Below are 16,853 nucleotides of genomic sequence, written 5' to 3' on the forward strand. Positions count from 1 at the left end.
CCTTTCGGTACAAACTCAAATTTCCCGCTGCAATGCGCCGAAAGGCTGCCGCGGAACAGGACGGGAGCACCATGAAAAATGGTACGGGCGGAGGGACTTGAACCCCCACGACTTGCGCCACCAGAACCTAAATCTGGCGTGTCTACCAATTCCACCACGCCCGCACGGTAAAACCCCGTCGCAAGTTGCGAGGACTTAGCCCAGAGCGCGGCTCCCGGCAAGAGACCCTCTGCACATCTCTCCATATTCATGCTGCATTCGGGTCGCTTTTTCACGCGCAGGACCCAGATAACGGTCCAGATCCTCCGCAATTAGCCATGCACCAGCCTGAATCCCGGCCTCGCCATGCAGCCATACACCCGCACAGGCGGCATCCCACGCGGGCATATCTGCCGCCAGCAACGCCGCAATCACACCGGACAGCGTATCGCCAGAGCCGGCGGTACCCAGAGCAGGACTCGCATGATCATTGATCGCCAGTCGTCCATCCGGGGCTGCGATCAGCGTGGATGCTCCCTTGAGCACCACAACAGCATTGATCTGCGCCGCCGCCTTCCGCACGGAGTCTGGCGGGTTTGCGCCCGGTGCCCCAAACAATTTGGTGAACTCCCCAATATGAGGCGTGATGACAGCCACACCGCGCAGTTTTTCCGGATGCCCCGCAGCAGCAGAAAGAGCGCCTGCATCGGCAAGCACGCATTTTTGCGCCTTAAGCAACGCCGGGAGCGTTTGCGTCACCTCACCTTCTGTCAGGCCCGGGCCGCATACCCAAACGACACGCCGTTTATCAGCAAGCAGACTGTCCAGCGGGCCTTCATCAATCACCAGCCCCGGCGCCCCCAGCCTGTAAGCGGGAGCATCTTTTCCGGCGGCAATCCGCACCAGCCCCGCCCCGGCGGCCCGTGCCCCGCCTGCGCACAGGCGCGCAGCCCCTGGCATAGACTGCCCGGCACACAGACTGACGACACCCCGCGTATATTTATGACTCTCAGGCCCTGGCTCGGGTAGACGCCACAAGCCCGGAGCATTTTGCCAGACCTGCGGCGGAACCTGTTCCAGTGCCACCTGCGGCATTCCGATATCCGCCAGCACCAGCCGCCCCATGAAACTCCGCCCCGGATAGAGCAGGTGGCCCGGCTTGAAGCGACAAAATGTGACCGTCATGGCAGCGTGGGGCGCGCTGCCGCGCACCTGTCCTGTCGCGCCATCAATCCCGGACGGGATATCAATCGCCACAACCTTGCGGCCTGCCCGCAGCAGATCAGCGGGCAGGCCCGTTACATCCCGGCTCAGCCCGGCCCCGAACACGGCATCAATCACCAGATCGGCACGCTCCACTTCTGCCAGAGCAAATGGCACGCGGACGCCTTGAAAACGCGCCGAGGCTTCTGCTGCGGCCGACCCAGCACGCGGTGAAGCCATTTCCGCCACAGCAACCGGCCAGCCAGCCTCCGCCAGATAACGTGCCGCGACAAATCCATCGCCGCCATTGTTCCCCGGACCGCAGAGCACCAGAACCCGGCAGGGGCGCATGTAACGGCGCACCGCACGGGCAACGGCGCGCCCGGCGTTATCCATAAGTGTGGCAACCGGCACTGAGGCCGAGGCAAGTTGATCCACACGCCCCATTTCTTCTGGTGTATAAAGACTGAGGTCTGAAAGTGGGAAGACGGGCATGGAAATCCTCCTGATACGGGAAACCGGAACAGTGCCTGAAGAATACTGACTTGCACCCAAGGCGTCCCCTTGGCAATCAGACACCCTGTATCGCGCGGAGTGGCGACCTCCCGCCGCTGGCGTGCCAGTTTTTGAATTCAGTTTTTTACGAGCGGAGTCTGCATGCCTCATTCCATTCTCTGGAGCGTCATCCTCGCTCTCCATCTCATCAGCATCATGTTCTGGCTGGGCGGTACCGCCTATGCCGCCATCATCATGCGCCAGAGCCTCTCTCTGCTGGACCCGACGCAGCGCAATTCCGTGCAACTGCAATCGCTGGGCCGCTTTTTCCGGGTGCTGATGCACGTCATCCCCACAGCGCTGATTACCGGCTGGCTGATGATTCTCCATGAAGGCGGCTTTGCGCAGGCGCCGTGGACCACCAACCTCATGCAGCTACTCGGTATCGTCATGGCTGTCCTGTATGTACGTGTGCTCACAGGGCCGTTCCAGAAGGCTCGCCGGGCCCTGCGCCCGCAACCAGCCCTGTTCGACTCGATCCGTAACCAGATTCTGGTGATCATGGCGCTCGGTCTGATTGCTGTTCTGGCCGCCTCGCTGGGCCATCCGTTCCTGTAAAATAGACCGCAAGGATGGGGAAAGCTTGATTCTGCCGGGAAATGCCTTTATCGCAGCAAGCGCCTGACCGGCTTCAGCTTCTCTCCCTCCTCCGACCTTCGGGGCATGGAAAATTCAGGGCCTGTCGGTCCATGCTTATAACGACTGAAGTATCTCCGAGAGCATATTGATAGCCAAAACGCCCACCCGTCCCCGCAAGACCACGACGCGCAGCCGCACAAAAACGGCTGCCACGGCTGTAGACGCAGCCGCAACGGAAAAGGGTGCGGAAGCGCTTGAGGCTGCCCCTGCCGAAAAGGCAGAGGCGCCCAAAAAACCTGTACGCCGCAGACGGAAAGCCGCTGAACCGGCTGCTGTGGCTCCCGAAGCTACGGAACAGCCCGCGGCCCAGCCTGTGGAAGAGGCACCGGTTGCTGAAGAAGCACCTAAGCCCAAACGCCCCCGGCGCCGTGCGACCCCTGCAAAAAAAGCCACGACGAAAGCTGCCGCTGAGTCTGCCCCTGAGCAGCCTGCGACTGAAGACTCCGTAAGCATTCCGGTTCCGACTGCAGACGCAGCCGCCCCCGAGAAAGCGCCTGAGCCTGAAAAAATTGTGGCTGCACCGGCTGCAGAAGCTCCCGCTGAGCCCGTGACAGCAGAGAGCCCTGAAGCGAAAGCGGAACCTGAAAAGGCCGCCGAGCCCAAGACAACGTTTGCCGATCTGGAACTGTCTGCACCCATTCTCCGCGCTGTAACGGAAATGGGCTACACCCACCCCACTCCCATTCAGGAACAGGCTATTCCGGCCATTCTGATGGCGAAGGATGTGCTGGGCGTGGCGCAGACCGGGACCGGGAAAACAGCATCCTTTACGCTGCCCATGCTGGAAATTCTGTCCGGCTCACGGGCCAGAGCGCGCATGCCGCGCTCCCTGATTCTGGAACCCACGCGGGAACTGGCACTTCAGGTTGCAGAAAACTTTGTGAATTACGGCAAGCACCTCAAGCTGACCCATGCGCTGCTGATTGGCGGCGAGAGCATGGCCGACCAGAAAGAAGTGCTGAACCGCGGCGTGGACGTGCTGATTGCCACACCGGGCCGTCTGCTGGACCTGTTTGAACGCGGTGGTCTGCTGCTCAACCAGACACGTATTCTGGTGATTGATGAAGCCGACCGTATGCTGGATATGGGCTTCATCCCTGACATTGAGAAAATTGTCAGCTTGTTGCCTGCCAACCGTCAGACGCTGTTCTTCTCTGCCACCATGGCTCCGGCCATCCGGCAACTGGCGGATGCGTTCCTGCAGTCTCCCAAGGAAATCACGGTTAGTCGTGCCTCTTCCGTCGCCACCACCATTACCGCTGGTCTGGTGATTGTGGATGAGCACAACAAACGCGACACGCTGCGCAAGTTGCTGCGCGACCCCACGATGCAGAACGCCATTGTGTTCTGTAACCGCAAGCGTGACGTGGACGTGCTGATGCAGTCCCTGCAGAAACACGGTTTTTCCGTGGGTGCCCTGCATGGTGACCTGCCGCAGTCAGTCCGGTTTTCCACCCTTGAAAAATTCAAGAATGGTGAGCTGAAAATTCTGGTCTGCTCTGATGTGGCAGCCCGTGGGATTGATATTGGCGGGCTCTCGCACGTCTTTAACTTCGACCTGCCGTTCCATGCCGAAGATTATGTCCACCGGATTGGCCGCACAGGCCGCGCCGGGAAGGAAGGCCACGCCTACAGCCTGGCCACCCCGTATGACAAAAATCTGGCCGAAGCCATTGAGACCCTGACCGGGAACAAAATTCCGCGTCTGACGATTGATGGTATTGAGCAGCTTGACTGGTCGGATGAAAAACGTCCGCCGCAGGGCCGCCGCAGAGAAAAACCGGGCTCTAAAAGCCAGCACGGGACTCGGGGCGAGAAAACGACCAACGCTCCGCAGCAGCCTAAGGCCGCAACGCCGAAACCTACCCCCGCAGCAGCTACCCCGCAGCCCGCGCAGGAAAGCCGTCGGTCTACTGGCCGCCTGCCACGCCGGGATGAAGCACCGCCGATGCCTGCGGGTGATGTGGTTGGTTTTGGCCACACCATTCCAGCCTTTATGCAACTGCCGCGCCGTACGACTATTCTGGCAGACCTCCCTGCCCCGACTGCAGACGTTTCTGTATCTGAAGAAGAGGCCGCAAAGCACTCAAGGTGACAGCTCACACACCGGAGCAACACGCTTCAGACATTCGCGACGTAACCATTACCTATCTTGGCGCACAGGGTGACGGCGCCGCAGTTCTGGCTGACGGCCAGACCCTGCATGTGCCCTACACCCTGCCGGGTGAGCAGGTGCGGATAGAACGCACCGCATCCGGCAAATGGGCTACCACGGAAATTCTTGTTCCCTCCCCAGAGAGAACCGAGCCGCCCTGCCCCTTGTTTGGCGAATGCGGCGGCTGCACGCTCCAGCACATGGACCGTGCCGCACTGCTGGTCTGGAAAACAGACCGGGTGATGGCAGCCCTCAAAAAAGCGGGTTTTTCTGATCTGCCTGAGCCGAAGGCGTTTCAGGTACAGCCCCATAGTCGCCGCCGGGCAGATCTGGCCGTGCGCAGAGAGGGCAAAGAGGTTCTGCTTGGTCTGCATACCCGTGGCAGCACGGACGTGATTGACCTGACAACCTGCGCCGTTCTCCATCCTGCCATTATGGACTGCCTGCCGGCCCTCCGTCAGACGCTCAGAAGTCTGGAAGGGCTGTATCGGGCGGGGGATGTGCGGATTAATCTGCTCGAGTCGGGACTGGATATTCTTCTGGTCACTGATGGCCCCCTTTCCACCGTGGACCGCACGCGACTCGCAACCTTATCGGCTGAACAGGGCATTCCGCGCATCTGCTGGCGGCGGCAGGGCGATCAGGGTCTGCCGGAAACAGCCGCTCAAACGCGCCCGGTGCAGCATACGCTGGCGGGTTCTACCGTCAGTCCGCCGACCGGTGCGTTTTTTCAGGCAACAGCAGAAAGTGAGACGCTGATCCAACAGGCCGTGCTGGACGCTCTGCCCAAGCTGAACAAGCGTGATGTGGTGATTGAGCTGTATGCGGGCTGTGGCACGCTCAGCTTCCCGCTGGCCAGCCGTGTGCGTGTGCAGGCTTATGAGGGCTATCCGCCTGCCGCAGCAGCCCTGAAGAACGCTGCTGGCGGCACGCGGCTGGAAGTCGCCTGTCGGGATTTAAACCGCCAGCCCATTATGGCCAAGGAACTGGCTCAGGCAGGCTGTGTGGTGCTGGACCCGCCGCATGCCGGGGCCAAGCTGCAAATGAAGCAGATGATTATGGGCAAGCCCCGCAGCCTGATTTATGTGAGCTGTAATCCTGCCGCGCTGACCAACGATGCCGCAGCCCTGCAGGCTGCAGGCTATCGCCTGACCAGCGTGACAGTCATTGACCAGTTCCTGTGGTCAGCCGAGGTTGAAGCCGTTTGCGGCTTCAAACATGAAAGCTCTCGCCGCAGCCGCACCGGCCTTTCTCATTCGGGTTGATGAAGACAAACCCTTCCTCAAGTTCCGTCTCGTGGTAGTCCATCTGCGTGCCGATCAGAAACAGGGTGGCCTTGCGGTCTACCAGCAGGGTCAGGCCTTTGTCTGACACGACCTCATCCCCTTCTGTCGGGGCTTCTACAAACTGCATGTCATAGGCTTTGCCGGAGCAGCCTTTGGTGGTGACGCTGATACGCAGCAACTGTCCGGCATGGGCCGTTTTATACAAATGCCGGAGGCGTTCCGCCGCTGCGTCGGACAGACGCATTAACGGCGGCAGGGCTCTTTTGACGGGCGGCGCAACACTGGTCTGAGACATCGGTCCGTCCTTTCGATTAAAACATATTCAGGGCAAGGCGGGCTTCATCGCTCATGCGGGACATATCCCACGGCGGATCCCACACCACTTCGACCTGAGCCGAAGCGACGCCCGGCACTTTCTCCACAGCGTCCTTCACCTGCACCGGCAGTTCCTGCGCACTCGGGCAGTTGGGGGCCGTGAGAGTCATTTCGATTTTCACGCGGCCATCATCATACAGATCAATCGCATAAATCAGCCCCAGTTCGTAAATATTGACTGGAATTTCCGGGTCATGAACCGTGGCAATGGCTTCAATCACTGCGTCTTCAGAAGCCGGACCGGTCGCGTCTCCGGTGCCCTCTGTTGCAGGACTGTTGGCCGCCGTCTCCCCATCTGCAGGAACTTCCTCAACTCCCTCCGCCGAAGCACTGGCACTGGCACTGGCACTGGCACTGGCACTGGCAGGCGCAGCATCGGCGTTATCCGGCGTCCAGCTTTCGACCCGTGCTGTCTTTGCACCAGCCTCCGGCGCATCAGCGTGCAGAACATCCGTGGTAGCAATCTGCGTCATTGTGTCCTGCTCCTGCAGTTCAGGAGCATGCACCTTTTCAGACATCGACATGAGAAAGCGCCTCCTTCAAAGCAACCCAGGGCAATTCTGCACAGCGGATTCGGGCCCGATGTGCGCGCAGCGGGGCAAATGCTTCCAGAGGCCCCAGTGCTGGTGTATTCGTATTCGTATCCGGTGTGCTGGCAGGTTCATTCACCAGCATGGCGGAAAAGCGTCGGCTGAGATCCTGCGCCTGCGGGACAGTCAAACCGGTCACGCGTTCAGCCATCAAATCCGCTGCGGCAAGGCAAATCGCGCAGCCGCGCGTCTGATGTCTGATCTGACTGATATGGGTATCAGCCATCTGAACGTCCACCCGGGTCTTATCCCCGCAGAGCGGGTTTTTCCCCTCTCCCTGCGCATCAGCCTGTTCCAGCCGCCCTGCATGAAGAGGGGTACGGGCACGATCGACAATCAGCCGATCATACAACGCACCGCTATCCGTCAGGCTGTTCACACAAAGAAGTTCCGAATGCGCACCAGCGTATCCGCCAGTGTGTCGATTTCTTCCGGCAGGGTGTAAATGCCAAAGCTAGCGCGCGCTGTAGCCGTCAGGCCAAGGCGACGCATGAGCGGCTCCGCACAATGATGACCAGCACGCACAGCAATGCCGTTCCGGTCCAGCAGAGTCGCAATATCGTGCGGGTGGACATCGTCCATGGTGAAGGAAATCACCCCGCCGCGCTCTTTGGGCTGGCCTACTATTTTGAGGCCCGGTACGTCCGCCAGGCGGGTCAGTGCATGTACTGTCAAAGCGGCCTCATGCGCCCCAATAGCCTCAAACCCGATAGCCTCTACCCAGGAGATGGCCGCACCAAGACCAATGGTCTCGATAATGGCCGGGGTGCCTGCCTCGAATTTATGCGGGACATTGGCCCATGTGGATTTTTCAAAGGTCACGGTGGAGATCATGTCCCCCCCACCCATGAACGGCGGCATGGCTTCCAGCAGTTCTTTGCGCGCCCACAGCACGCCAATCCCTGTGGGACCATAAAGCTTGTGGCCGGTGAAGGTGTAGAAATCCGCACCCAGAGCCTGCACATCTGTCTTGCGATGCACCACGGACTGGCTGCCATCAAACAGTACCTGCGCACCGGCGGCATGCGCCATATCCGCAATAGTCTTGGCCGGCGTCACAGTACCGAGCACGTTAGACATATGGGTCATGGCAACCAGCGCCACCTTCCCATCTGCCAGCAGGCCTTGCAGCGCATCGAGGTCGATATCCCCGGCGTCCGTAATGGGGGCAACACGCAGCTCAATCCCGGCGCGGTCCCGCAGCATCTGCCAGGGGATCAGGTTGGCGTGGTGTTCCATTTCGGAAATAACCACCGCCTGCCCCGGCTTGAGCAGAGCGCCGAACGAATGGGCCACCAGATTGATGGCTTCCGTGCTGTTGCGCGTGAACACAATTTCTTCACGGGAGTGCGCATTCAGAAAGCGTGCGACCTGATCGCGCACGGCTTCATACGCTTCCGTGGTGCGCTCACTCATCCAGTAGAGGCCACGATGAATATTGGCATACTGGCAGCGCATGGTGTGCGCCATCGCCTCAATCACCGCTTCCGGCTTTTGAGCGGAGGCCGCGCTATCCAGAAAGACCAGTGGGCGGTCATGCACTTTTTGCGACAGGATGGGGAATTGCTGGCGGATTGCCGCCACATCCAGATCCTGCCGGACTTTATCCTGTGTGGATGCCATGCTCATGCACTTTCTCCTGCAACCGGGAAAGACCGGGCCAGCATCTGCGTGCAAAGTGTGCGGGCCGTCTCGTCTTCAATCAGACCCAGTGCTTCATCCATAAACGCATGGATAAGGATCTGCCGCGCTTCCGCATCCGGCACGCCCCGGCTGCGCAGATAGAAAAGCTGATCGTCATCCAGCGCACCAACCGTCGCGCCGTGGCTGCACTTCACATCATCCGCGTAGATTTCAAGCTCAGGCTTGGCATCAATTTCCGCGTTTTCAGACAGCAGCAGCGCCTGATTCATCTGGTAGCCGTCCGTCTTCTGGGCCACCCGATCCACAAACACCTTGCCCTGAAACACGCCGCGGGCATGACCATCCAGCACGTTCCGCACGGTCTGGCGGGAAATGCAATCGGGTGCAGCGTGCGTGATGACACTGGTCACATCGCCAATCTGCTTACCACCCAGCATCTGCGCCCCGTTCACATGAACAGTCGCAAACGGGGCCGCCAGACGGGCGTGAATTTCCTGACGGGACAAGGCTGCGCCCAGACCCAGCACGAAGCTGTCATACGTGCCGCGCTCTGCAACCTGTGCGTAGGTCGTGGCCAGACACGCCGCATCCTGCCCTTCGGTCTGAAGAGTGACATGCTTGAGGTTGGCTTCCGCCGCCACGCTGATTTCCAGCACCGGGTTATGCAGATAACGCCCCTGCCCCGCCTGAATGCTGATCAGGGTGAGCTGTGCGCCCTCGTCCAGCGTGACAGAATGCCGCGGATGAAAAGATACCGGCGTATCCGTCTGGCCCAGAGAGACCAGCAGCACGTCACCGCCATTCTTGCCAGCCGACACGTGCAACTGGGCACCGTCAGACGCCAGAGCAGCGTTCAGCGCCGTCAGCGGGTCACGATCCGGAGCAGACAGCGCACCGAAAGTCTGGGTCTTGGCAAAGAAAGAGACCTCAACCTCAGCAGGCAACACAGAAAACGGCTCGGCATAACGACCGTTGACGAACACCAGACGCGGCAGTTCCGCCAACGTGCCACTGTTCAGCCCGAGGTTTTCAAGCTGCGCCTGAACCTGCCCGGCGTCATACACCTCAGCCGGAGCCGCTAGCGGCGTTTCCGTCAGAAAACGGAGGCTGGTATAGCGCCATTCTTCAACACGGCGGTCAGGCAGCCCACTTCTGTGCAAAGCGCCTATCGCTGCCTTGCGCACCGGGTCTGTCACCCCGTCCAGACGTGTGCCGAACGGGGCCAGCGTGTCTGACCGATCTTTTGTGATTGCGTTCACGCCGCCTCAGCCTCCGCCAGGAACCGGGTGTAGCCTTCACGGTCGATCTGCTGCGCCAGTTCCGGCCCACCAGAATGGATAATCCGGCCTTTAGCCATCACATGGATACGGTCCGGCACCAGATAATCCAGCAGACGCTGATGATGGGTAATGACCAGCGCGGAGAAGCTAGGGGAACGCAGACGATTAACGCCCTCCGCCACAATACGCAGAGCATCCACATCCAGCCCGCTATCCGTTTCATCCAGAATAGCGAAGGACGGCTGAAGGAGTGTCATCTGCAGCACTTCGTTGCGCTTCTTCTCACCCCCGGAGAAGCCGACATTCACGTTCCGCTTCAGCATGTCCGGCGCCATGGAAAGTTCCTTGGCGGCAGCACGGGCTGTTTTCAGGAAGGTGACGGCATCCAGCTCGTCTTTCCCACGGGCACGACGCACTGCGTTCACAGCCGTGCGCAGGAAGTTGGCGTTGTTCACGCCCGGCAGCTCGATGGGGGACTGGAACGCCAGAAAGAGGCCCGCCGCAGCGCGCTCTTCCGGTTCCATCTCCAGCAGGTCCTTGCCCTGAAAGTTTACGGTGCCTGCCGTTACTTCATAATCTTCACGCCCGGCCAGCACGTAGGACAGGGTGGATTTCCCTGACCCGTTCGGCCCCATGATGGCGTGAACCTCACCCGGCGGGATGCTGAGATCCACACCTTTGAGGATTTCCTTTTCCTGCCCGTCAGCATCAATCCGGGCGCACAGACCGGAAATATCCAAAAACTGGGTCATGTCATGCACTCCCTTACCCTACGCTGCCTTCGAGGCTGATCTGCAACAATTTCTGAGCTTCCACGGCAAACTCCATGGGCAGCTCTTTCAGAACGTCACGGCAGAAGCCGTTGACGATAAGCCCCACCGCATCCTCTTCAGAAAGCCCACGCTGACGGCAGTAGAACAGCTGGTCTTCCGAGATTTTGGAGGTAGTCGCTTCATGTTCAATGCGTGCGCCCATATTGCGATTTTCAATATAGGGCACGGTATGCGCGCCACACTGATCACCGATCAGCAGGCTATCGCACTGTGTAAAGTTTCGCGCACCGGAGGCCTTCGGCAGCACACGCACCAGACCGCGATATGTGCTGTCCGAATGCCCGGCACTGATGGTCTTGGCAATGATGGTCGAGCGGGTATTCCGCCCGATATGGATCATCTTGGTACCGGTATCGGCCTGCTGGTGATTGTTGGTCACCGCCACGGAATAGAATTCCCCCACGGAGCCTTCACCCTGCAGAATGCAGGACGGGTATTTCCATGTGATGGCCGAGCCGGTTTCCACCTGCGTCCAGGAAATCTTGGAGCGTGCGCCACGGCATGCGCCGCGCTTGGTCACGAAGTTATAGATCCCGCCCCGGCCATTTTCATCACCCGGATACCAGTTCTGCACCGTGGAATATTTGATGGAGGCATCTTCCATCGCCACCAGTTCCACCACGGCTGCGTGCAGCTGGTTTTCGTCCCGCATGGGGGCCGTGCAGCCTTCAAGGTAAGAAACGGAAGCACCGTCTTCCACCACGATCAGCGTCCGTTCAAACTGCCCGGTATTTTTGGCATTGATACGGAAATAGGTGGAGAGCTCCATCGGGCAGCGCACGCCTTTGGGCACGAACACAAAGGAGCCATCGGTAAACACAGCGGAGTTGAGCGCGGCGTAGAAATTATCGCCTGCCGGCACCACACTGCCCAGATACTTGCGGACCAGATCCGGATAATCCCGCACCGCTTCAGAAATCGGGCAGAAGATCACGCCCGCTTCTTCCAGCGTCTTGCGGAAGGTGGTGACAACGGAAACACTATCAAACACGGCATCAACGGCCACGGGCGGACGGGCGGTTTCGCCTTCCGGCAGCTCCACACCGGCCAGCATCGCCTGCTCATGCAGCGGAATGCCCAGCTTTTCGTAGGTGCGCAGCAGTTCGGGGTCCACTTCTTCAAGGGACTTGGGGCCGGGCTTTTTCCTGGGCGCTGCGTAGTAATGCAGATCCTGATAATCAATCGGCGGGTAGGACACCTTGGCCCATTTGGGCTCTTCGGTCTTAAGCCAGGCGCGATAGGCCGCCAGCCGCCATTCCAGAAGCCATTCCGGCTCCTCTTTTCTGGCGGAAATCAGGCGAATGGTATCTTCGTTCAGCCCCTTGGGCGCGACGTCCATATCAATGTCCGTCTCGAAGCCCCATTTATAGGAAGACTGACCGAGTTTTTCGACTGCTTCACGCGTTTCGGTGACTGCTGGCATTGTTCAAGCCCCTTCGCGTCTCGTGCTGGCGCTCATCAGCGCGTTTCTCTTCGTCATGACTGCACCGCATGCGCTCTTCTGGCGCATGATCTCCAGAGAAATACCTTCCAACGTGTCCCGAATGGCTTTGTTGATGGTATCCCAGCTGCCGCACATGCCGCAGGACACGCCGGTATCACACTCTCCACCATCCACACAGGCTGTCAGCGCAATCTTGCCATCCACTGCCGTAATAACGCTGGCCACCGAGATATCAGCCAGCGGGCGGGCCAGCCGGTAGCCGCCTTTGGCACCCCGCTGGGACAGCACAAACTTGTGAGCGGACAAAACCTTGAGGATTTTCGCGACAGTCGGTTCCGGCACACCGGTCTCGGCAGCAAGGGCGGGTGATGTCACCACGCCATCCTGCTCGCCAAGATTGACAAGTATGACAACCGCATAGTCCGCCAGACGGGAAAGTTTCAGCATTATCCTGCCATCAGGTGATTGGAGACCAGTCAGGTCCTGTTTCAGACACATGGGGCGAAGCGGGCCAAAGGTCAACCCAAAAGCAGCATAGCTGCCCCGGCGGTCTTACTGGGCGTTCAACCCAAACAGCAGCCGCAGGACAGCAAACAGCAACGCCCCTACGCCAAAGCCAACCAGTGTACCGTTGAAGCGGACATATTGCAGGTCCTTGCCCACGCGCAGTTCCAGCTTTTCCGCAATCTGCACAGCGTCCCATCCCGCCACCACGCGGGCAATGAAATCCGCCATCCGCTCCCGCACAAACGGCAGAGCCTTGACGGTGGCCTTGTCTACGCTGGCCATAATCCGCTGCCGCATAACCGGGTCTTCCCGCAACTGCGCGGTAATATGCGTCAGCCCCTCCTGCACCAGAGAAGCAATGCGACCATCCGGGTCTTCCACATCCGCTTCCACCAGACGCCGGAAGCGCTGCCAGATATCCGCCCACCAGCTCACGACACTTTCATGTGAGAGCACGCCCATAATGGCCTGAGAGATATCGCTGCCGCGTTCGGGGTCCGTCTCAATGCGGTCAATCTGGGACCGCACCCAGGTTGTAAAGCCTTCGCGCAGGGTGGAATTCTGCGGGTCCACCCGCTCCAGTTCCTTACTGGCCGCCAGCAGCACCCGCGTTGCAATCGAACCGCCTATAGCCCAGCCGAGTAAACGGCCTCCCTGCTCACGCACACGCTCCTCAATCATGGTGCGCAGCGCGCCTTCTCTGGCCTGCAAACCATCCTTGATCTGGCTGAGTAGAAAGGACAGCACTTCCTGATGGCGGTCATCATCCACAAGGCTACGCAGAGCGCGCGCCACAATGGGAGCCAGATTGCTGTTGCCCAGCAGACGGGGGAAAATCTTGCCAATGGCCCCGCTGGCCCGCCCGTCTTCCAGCCGGTCCAGCATTTTGGGCATGGAAGCGAGAACGGAGCGCGTCAGCGTCTCCCGCGTTGCCGGGTCATCCAGCATGTTGGCCAGAAAGGTGGGGATATCCACCTGCTCCAGCACGCGGGCAATTTCTTTTTCCGTAAAGACCTGCCCGGACACAAAACGCCCCAGCGCGCGGCCCAGCCGTTCCTTCTGGGCTGGCAGAATAGCCGTGTGGGGAATCGGCAAACCCATGGGGTGACGGAACAGGGCAACGACGGCAAACCAGTCCGCCAGACCGCCCACAACGCCAGCGCGCGCCCCGGCCCGCAGCATTTCCAGCCAGAAGCCATCCTTCACCCATCCGGCAGCGGGGGCCGCGTAGCCCGCAACAGTCAGCCCTCCCATGCCCACCAGCAGGCCGGTTGCAGCGCGCTGGTAGCGTTTGAGGGTCTTCCGGGCGGCGAGATCGCCGTCACTTTCAGGGTATGACGTCATAGTATCTGAATAGCACTCCCACTCTCGCCCCCCAAGTGTGCGTGAGTGTGTTGCAGCGAAAGAGCAGACATGAAACTGTAACGCCTCCCCCTTCCCCCGCCGTACTGCGAACCCTGAGCGAGGTGCAATAATGGATTTTTCTACTCTTCCGCCCAAACTTCAGACCATTTTTGCACCGATCCTGCAGGACAAAGACGCCCTGCTCCCGGTGGAAGGGGTGAATCCGGTTCTCTGTACCGCCCGCCAGCTGGAAGATGCGCTGGAAGACGGCGATCTGTCTCTCTCGGATGTGACCGCTCTGGTGCAGACCCTTCGGGATTCCGCCTTTCTGCGTCGCGCCAGACGCCTGCATCGTTACGTAGGGGGCGCGGAGGCCACCACCACCGCCAAACGGCTGTCTGCCGTTGCTCAGCGCGTCATAGCCTCCCTGCCCGTTCCCACGCCCGAGGCTTTCCAAGCCGCCGTCAGCCCCGTGCGTTTTGCCGCTGTTTTTACAGCGCACCCTACATTTGCCCTCAGCAACCCGGTCTATGCGGCGCTGGCCGACTGTGCCTCCGAGGATGTTTTACCGGACGAGGCTCCGTTTTTTGAAACGCATCGGCGGGACGGACCGCCTACGCTGGAAGAAGAATTTACCCTCGCCACACAGGCCATCATCCGGGCGCGAGACGCCATGGACCAGCTGAATGGCGCGCTTTTAGAAACCGCCCAACAACACTGGCCAGAGTCATGGGCCTCCATCATCCCCCGCCCGGTCATCGCTACAAGCTGGGTGGGGTATGATACGGATGGACGCACGGATATCGGCTGGTGGGACACGCTGCGACTGCGCCTGCGCATGAAGCTGTTCCAGCTGGAACGCCTTGATCAGCAGATAAGCGCGACTGGTGTTTCTGCCCCGGCTCTGACGGACCGGCTGCACAAGGCCATTGCCTGCGTCAAAACGCAGATAAGCGCCACGCCGACCGGCCCGGATGCCGAAGCCGTCGCCAAATTTGCAGACGCGCTGGTGAACGAACACGCGACAGCCCTGCTCAATGTGGATGATCTGGCAGAAGAGCTGGACGCTGCCGTAAAAGCCGCGCCGGCTGCTGCGCAGCTACCACTGGCCGTGGCGCGTGCGGGCTTCATGGCGCATGGTCTGGCACTGGCCCACACACATGTGCGGCTGAACGCCACACAAATTCATAATTTTGTTCGCCAGAAGCTCGATATTCCGGATGACCCGGCCAATCCGGCCCACCGGCGCGCGCTCCTCAACCGCCTGAATGAAGCTCTGGAAAGCGTGCAGCCTGTGCCGGTTGATTTCGGCGCGCTGATGAGTGACCCATCTACGGCAGGCCGCCTGATGATGACGGTCGCCCAGATAACCAAACACATTGATAATCAAACGCCCGTCCGCTTTCTGATTGCTGAAACGGAAACGGGTTACACCCTGTTGGCAGCCCTTTGGGCGGCGCTGCATTTCGGCGTGGCGGACAAGGTGGAAATTTCCCCCCTGTTTGAAACAGAAGACGCGCTGAGCAACGGGGATCGCATTGTGGAAGAAGCCCTGCGCTCCCCCACATGGCGGGCCTATGTGCAGCGCACCGGGCGTATCAGCTTCCAGTTCGGCTATTCCGATTCCGGCCGCTATGTCGGCCAGCTGGCTGCCACCTATCTTATTGAGCGCCTGCGCCTGAAAATTCATGACCTACTGGTCCGCTGGAACCTGCAGAACGTGACGGTCATTTTCTTTGATACGCATGGCGAGAGCATTGGACGCGGCGCGCATCCTTTCCGGATGGCCGGACGGCTGAGCTATCTCTCCCCTACCCATGTGCGGACCGAATTTGCCAAAACCGGCATTGCCTGCCGGGAGGAAACGGCCTTTCAGGGCGGCGATGGCTATCTGCTGTTCGGCACCCCGCATCTGGCGGGCGCGACACTCGCGACCATTGCGGAAAACCTGTTCAATCCGCTGCATCAGGAAGGCGACCCGGTTTATGAGCAGCCGGTCTTTTCGGCTGATTTCTTCTCCAGCATTTCCGAAGGCATGCAGGCTCTGGTGGAAGACCCCGGTTACGCCGCCCTGCTGGGGGCATTTGGCCCGGCGCTGATTGACCGCACCGGCTCCCGTCCCCCGGCCCGCCAGAGTGCGGAAGCCGCCACCAGCACCCGCCTGACGCATCCGGGCCAGCTGCGCGCCATTCCCAACAATGCGATTCTCCAGCAGCTCGGCTGGTGCGCCAACACGCTGCAAGGACTGGGAGCTGCCGCGCGCCGACACCCGGAAACGTTTGAAAGTTTCAACACCTCCAGCCCGCGCTTCCACCGCGCTCTGGATTTTGCGCGGCATGCCTTAACCAGTTCGGATGACCGGGTTCTGCAATCCGTCATCAATCTGCTGGACCCCAGCTACTGGCTGGACCGCGCCACGGCAGAACCCAAAGCCCCACGCCGGGCGGCTTTTCTCACCGTGATGCAGGATCTGGAAAAACTGAACCTTTCAGCAGACCTGCGCACCATGTTCCGCCGCATTCAGGCAGACCATCTGGCCCTTCGGGAAGCGTGGGAGGATGCCCCGCATGGCGCACCGCTCAACCGCGCCTTGCATGCCATTCGGGTGGCGTTGATTGAGCGCATCTGGATTCTGGCCTGCCGCATTCCCTTCTTCATGCCGCGCGGGGGCTTTAACCGCGATGTCATGATGCAGCAGATCCTGCGTCTGGAAATTCCGGCTGTGCTTAAGGAAATGGTGCATATTTTCCCATCCGGCACCGTCGCCTCCAACCTTGATTTCTATGAACCCCGCGGCCCGCGGGAGCAGGGCATCTATGAACGCGAGCATCGGGAAATTTTTCTGCCCATGCAGCAGATGTTCGCCCTACTCCGTGAGATCAGCGTTGGCGTCATGCATGACATTGGCGCATTTGGCTAAACAGGGGCACAACCCCACCATGAATGCTTAGCCCGGAACCAAACTCTTCGGGCTGACGTTCAGGCTTGCAGGGCTGACACAGGCTGCGAAGCGTTTTAT

The 16,853-nt window shown here is 60.1% G+C and carries 14 protein-coding genes and 1 tRNA gene; 4 read left to right on the forward strand and 11 right to left on the reverse strand.

Annotation, left to right across the window (positions count from 1 at the left end; translation table 11 throughout):
* Nucleotides 1-79: 79 nt before the first annotated feature.
* Both AD928_RS11805 and AD928_RS11810 read right to left on the reverse strand, forming a co-directional pair.
* Nucleotides 80-164: transfer RNA gene (locus AD928_RS11805), tRNA-Leu, on the reverse strand.
* A gap of 31 nt (nt 165-195) precedes the next feature.
* A complete protein-coding gene (locus AD928_RS11810) occupies nt 196-1,677 on the reverse strand; it encodes a bifunctional ADP-dependent NAD(P)H-hydrate dehydratase/NAD(P)H-hydrate epimerase (protein WP_062250767.1) in 1,482 nt (493 codons plus the stop codon).
* A 162-nt stretch (nt 1,678-1,839) separates the two neighbouring features.
* Here AD928_RS11810 and AD928_RS11815 point away from each other — a divergent pair, with 162 nt between their 5' ends.
* From AD928_RS11815 to AD928_RS11825, 3 genes are all read left to right on the forward strand, one after another.
* Nucleotides 1,840-2,295: a hypothetical protein gene (locus AD928_RS11815; RefSeq protein ID WP_062250770.1), complete on the forward strand. Its 456-nt coding sequence runs from the start codon at nt 1,840-1,842 to the stop codon at nt 2,293-2,295.
* 532 nt (nt 2,296-2,827) lie between these two features.
* Entirely contained in the window at nt 2,828-4,471 is a 1,644-nt protein-coding gene (locus AD928_RS11820; protein WP_373320535.1) for a DEAD/DEAH box helicase, read from the forward strand.
* Nucleotides 4,468-5,796: a class I SAM-dependent RNA methyltransferase gene (locus AD928_RS11825; protein WP_082779877.1), complete on the forward strand. Its 1,329-nt coding sequence runs from the start codon at nt 4,468-4,470 to the stop codon at nt 5,794-5,796. Before AD928_RS11820 ends, AD928_RS11825 begins: the two co-directional genes overlap by 4 nt.
* On the opposite strand, the gene AD928_RS11830 is transcribed toward AD928_RS11825, so the two are convergent.
* The 9 genes from AD928_RS11830 to AD928_RS11870 form a co-directional block, all read right to left on the reverse strand.
* Nucleotides 5,744-6,112, reverse strand: a complete 369-nt coding sequence (locus AD928_RS11830) for a HesB/IscA family protein (protein ID WP_062250774.1) — start codon at nt 6,110-6,112, stop codon at nt 5,744-5,746. The genes AD928_RS11825 and AD928_RS11830 overlap by 53 nt on opposite strands.
* A gap of 16 nt (nt 6,113-6,128) precedes the next feature.
* Entirely contained in the window at nt 6,129-6,716 is a 588-nt protein-coding gene (locus AD928_RS15240) for an SUF system Fe-S cluster assembly protein (protein ID WP_062250775.1), read from the reverse strand.
* Nucleotides 6,703-7,161 carry a Fe-S cluster assembly sulfur transfer protein SufU gene (gene sufU, locus AD928_RS11840; protein ID WP_062250777.1) on the reverse strand — a complete coding sequence of 153 codons (459 nt, stop codon included), beginning with the start codon at nt 7,159-7,161 and terminating at the stop codon, nt 6,703-6,705. Before sufU ends, AD928_RS15240 begins: the two co-directional genes overlap by 14 nt.
* On the reverse strand, nt 7,158-8,405 hold the full coding sequence (locus tag AD928_RS11845; protein ID WP_156470195.1) for an aminotransferase class V-fold PLP-dependent enzyme: 1,248 nt from the start codon (nt 8,403-8,405) through the stop codon (nt 7,158-7,160). The genes sufU and AD928_RS11845 overlap by 4 nt, the downstream gene beginning before the upstream one ends.
* 2 nt (nt 8,406-8,407) lie before the next feature.
* Nucleotides 8,408-9,685: a Fe-S cluster assembly protein SufD gene (sufD, locus tag AD928_RS11850; RefSeq protein WP_062250780.1), complete on the reverse strand. Its 1,278-nt coding sequence runs from the start codon at nt 9,683-9,685 to the stop codon at nt 8,408-8,410.
* Nucleotides 9,682-10,458, reverse strand: a complete 777-nt coding sequence (gene sufC / locus AD928_RS11855) for a Fe-S cluster assembly ATPase SufC (RefSeq protein ID WP_061502878.1) — start codon at nt 10,456-10,458, stop codon at nt 9,682-9,684. The genes sufD and sufC overlap by 4 nt, the downstream gene beginning before the upstream one ends.
* Nucleotides 10,459-10,471: 13 nt before the next feature.
* Nucleotides 10,472-11,962: a Fe-S cluster assembly protein SufB gene (gene sufB, locus AD928_RS11860; protein WP_062250781.1), complete on the reverse strand. Its 1,491-nt coding sequence runs from the start codon at nt 11,960-11,962 to the stop codon at nt 10,472-10,474.
* A 3-nt stretch (nt 11,963-11,965) separates the two neighbouring features.
* A complete protein-coding gene (locus AD928_RS11865; RefSeq protein ID WP_043550641.1) occupies nt 11,966-12,430 on the reverse strand; it encodes an SUF system Fe-S cluster assembly regulator in 465 nt (154 codons plus the stop codon).
* 105 nt (nt 12,431-12,535) lie between these two features.
* On the reverse strand, nt 12,536-13,834 hold the full coding sequence (locus AD928_RS11870; protein WP_062141890.1) for a DUF445 domain-containing protein: 1,299 nt from the start codon (nt 13,832-13,834) through the stop codon (nt 12,536-12,538).
* Between the two features lie 130 nt (nt 13,835-13,964).
* Here AD928_RS11870 and AD928_RS11875 point away from each other — a divergent pair, with 130 nt between their 5' ends.
* The gene (locus AD928_RS11875; RefSeq protein ID WP_062250782.1) at nt 13,965-16,754 is read left to right on the forward strand and encodes a phosphoenolpyruvate carboxylase; all 2,790 of its coding nucleotides are present in this window, start codon (nt 13,965-13,967) and stop codon (nt 16,752-16,754) included.
* Nucleotides 16,755-16,853 lie beyond the last annotated feature (99 nt).

The organism is Acetobacter cerevisiae (genome assembly GCF_001580535.1).
In the GTDB taxonomy this organism is placed as follows: Bacteria; Pseudomonadota; Alphaproteobacteria; order Acetobacterales; family Acetobacteraceae; genus Acetobacter; species Acetobacter cerevisiae.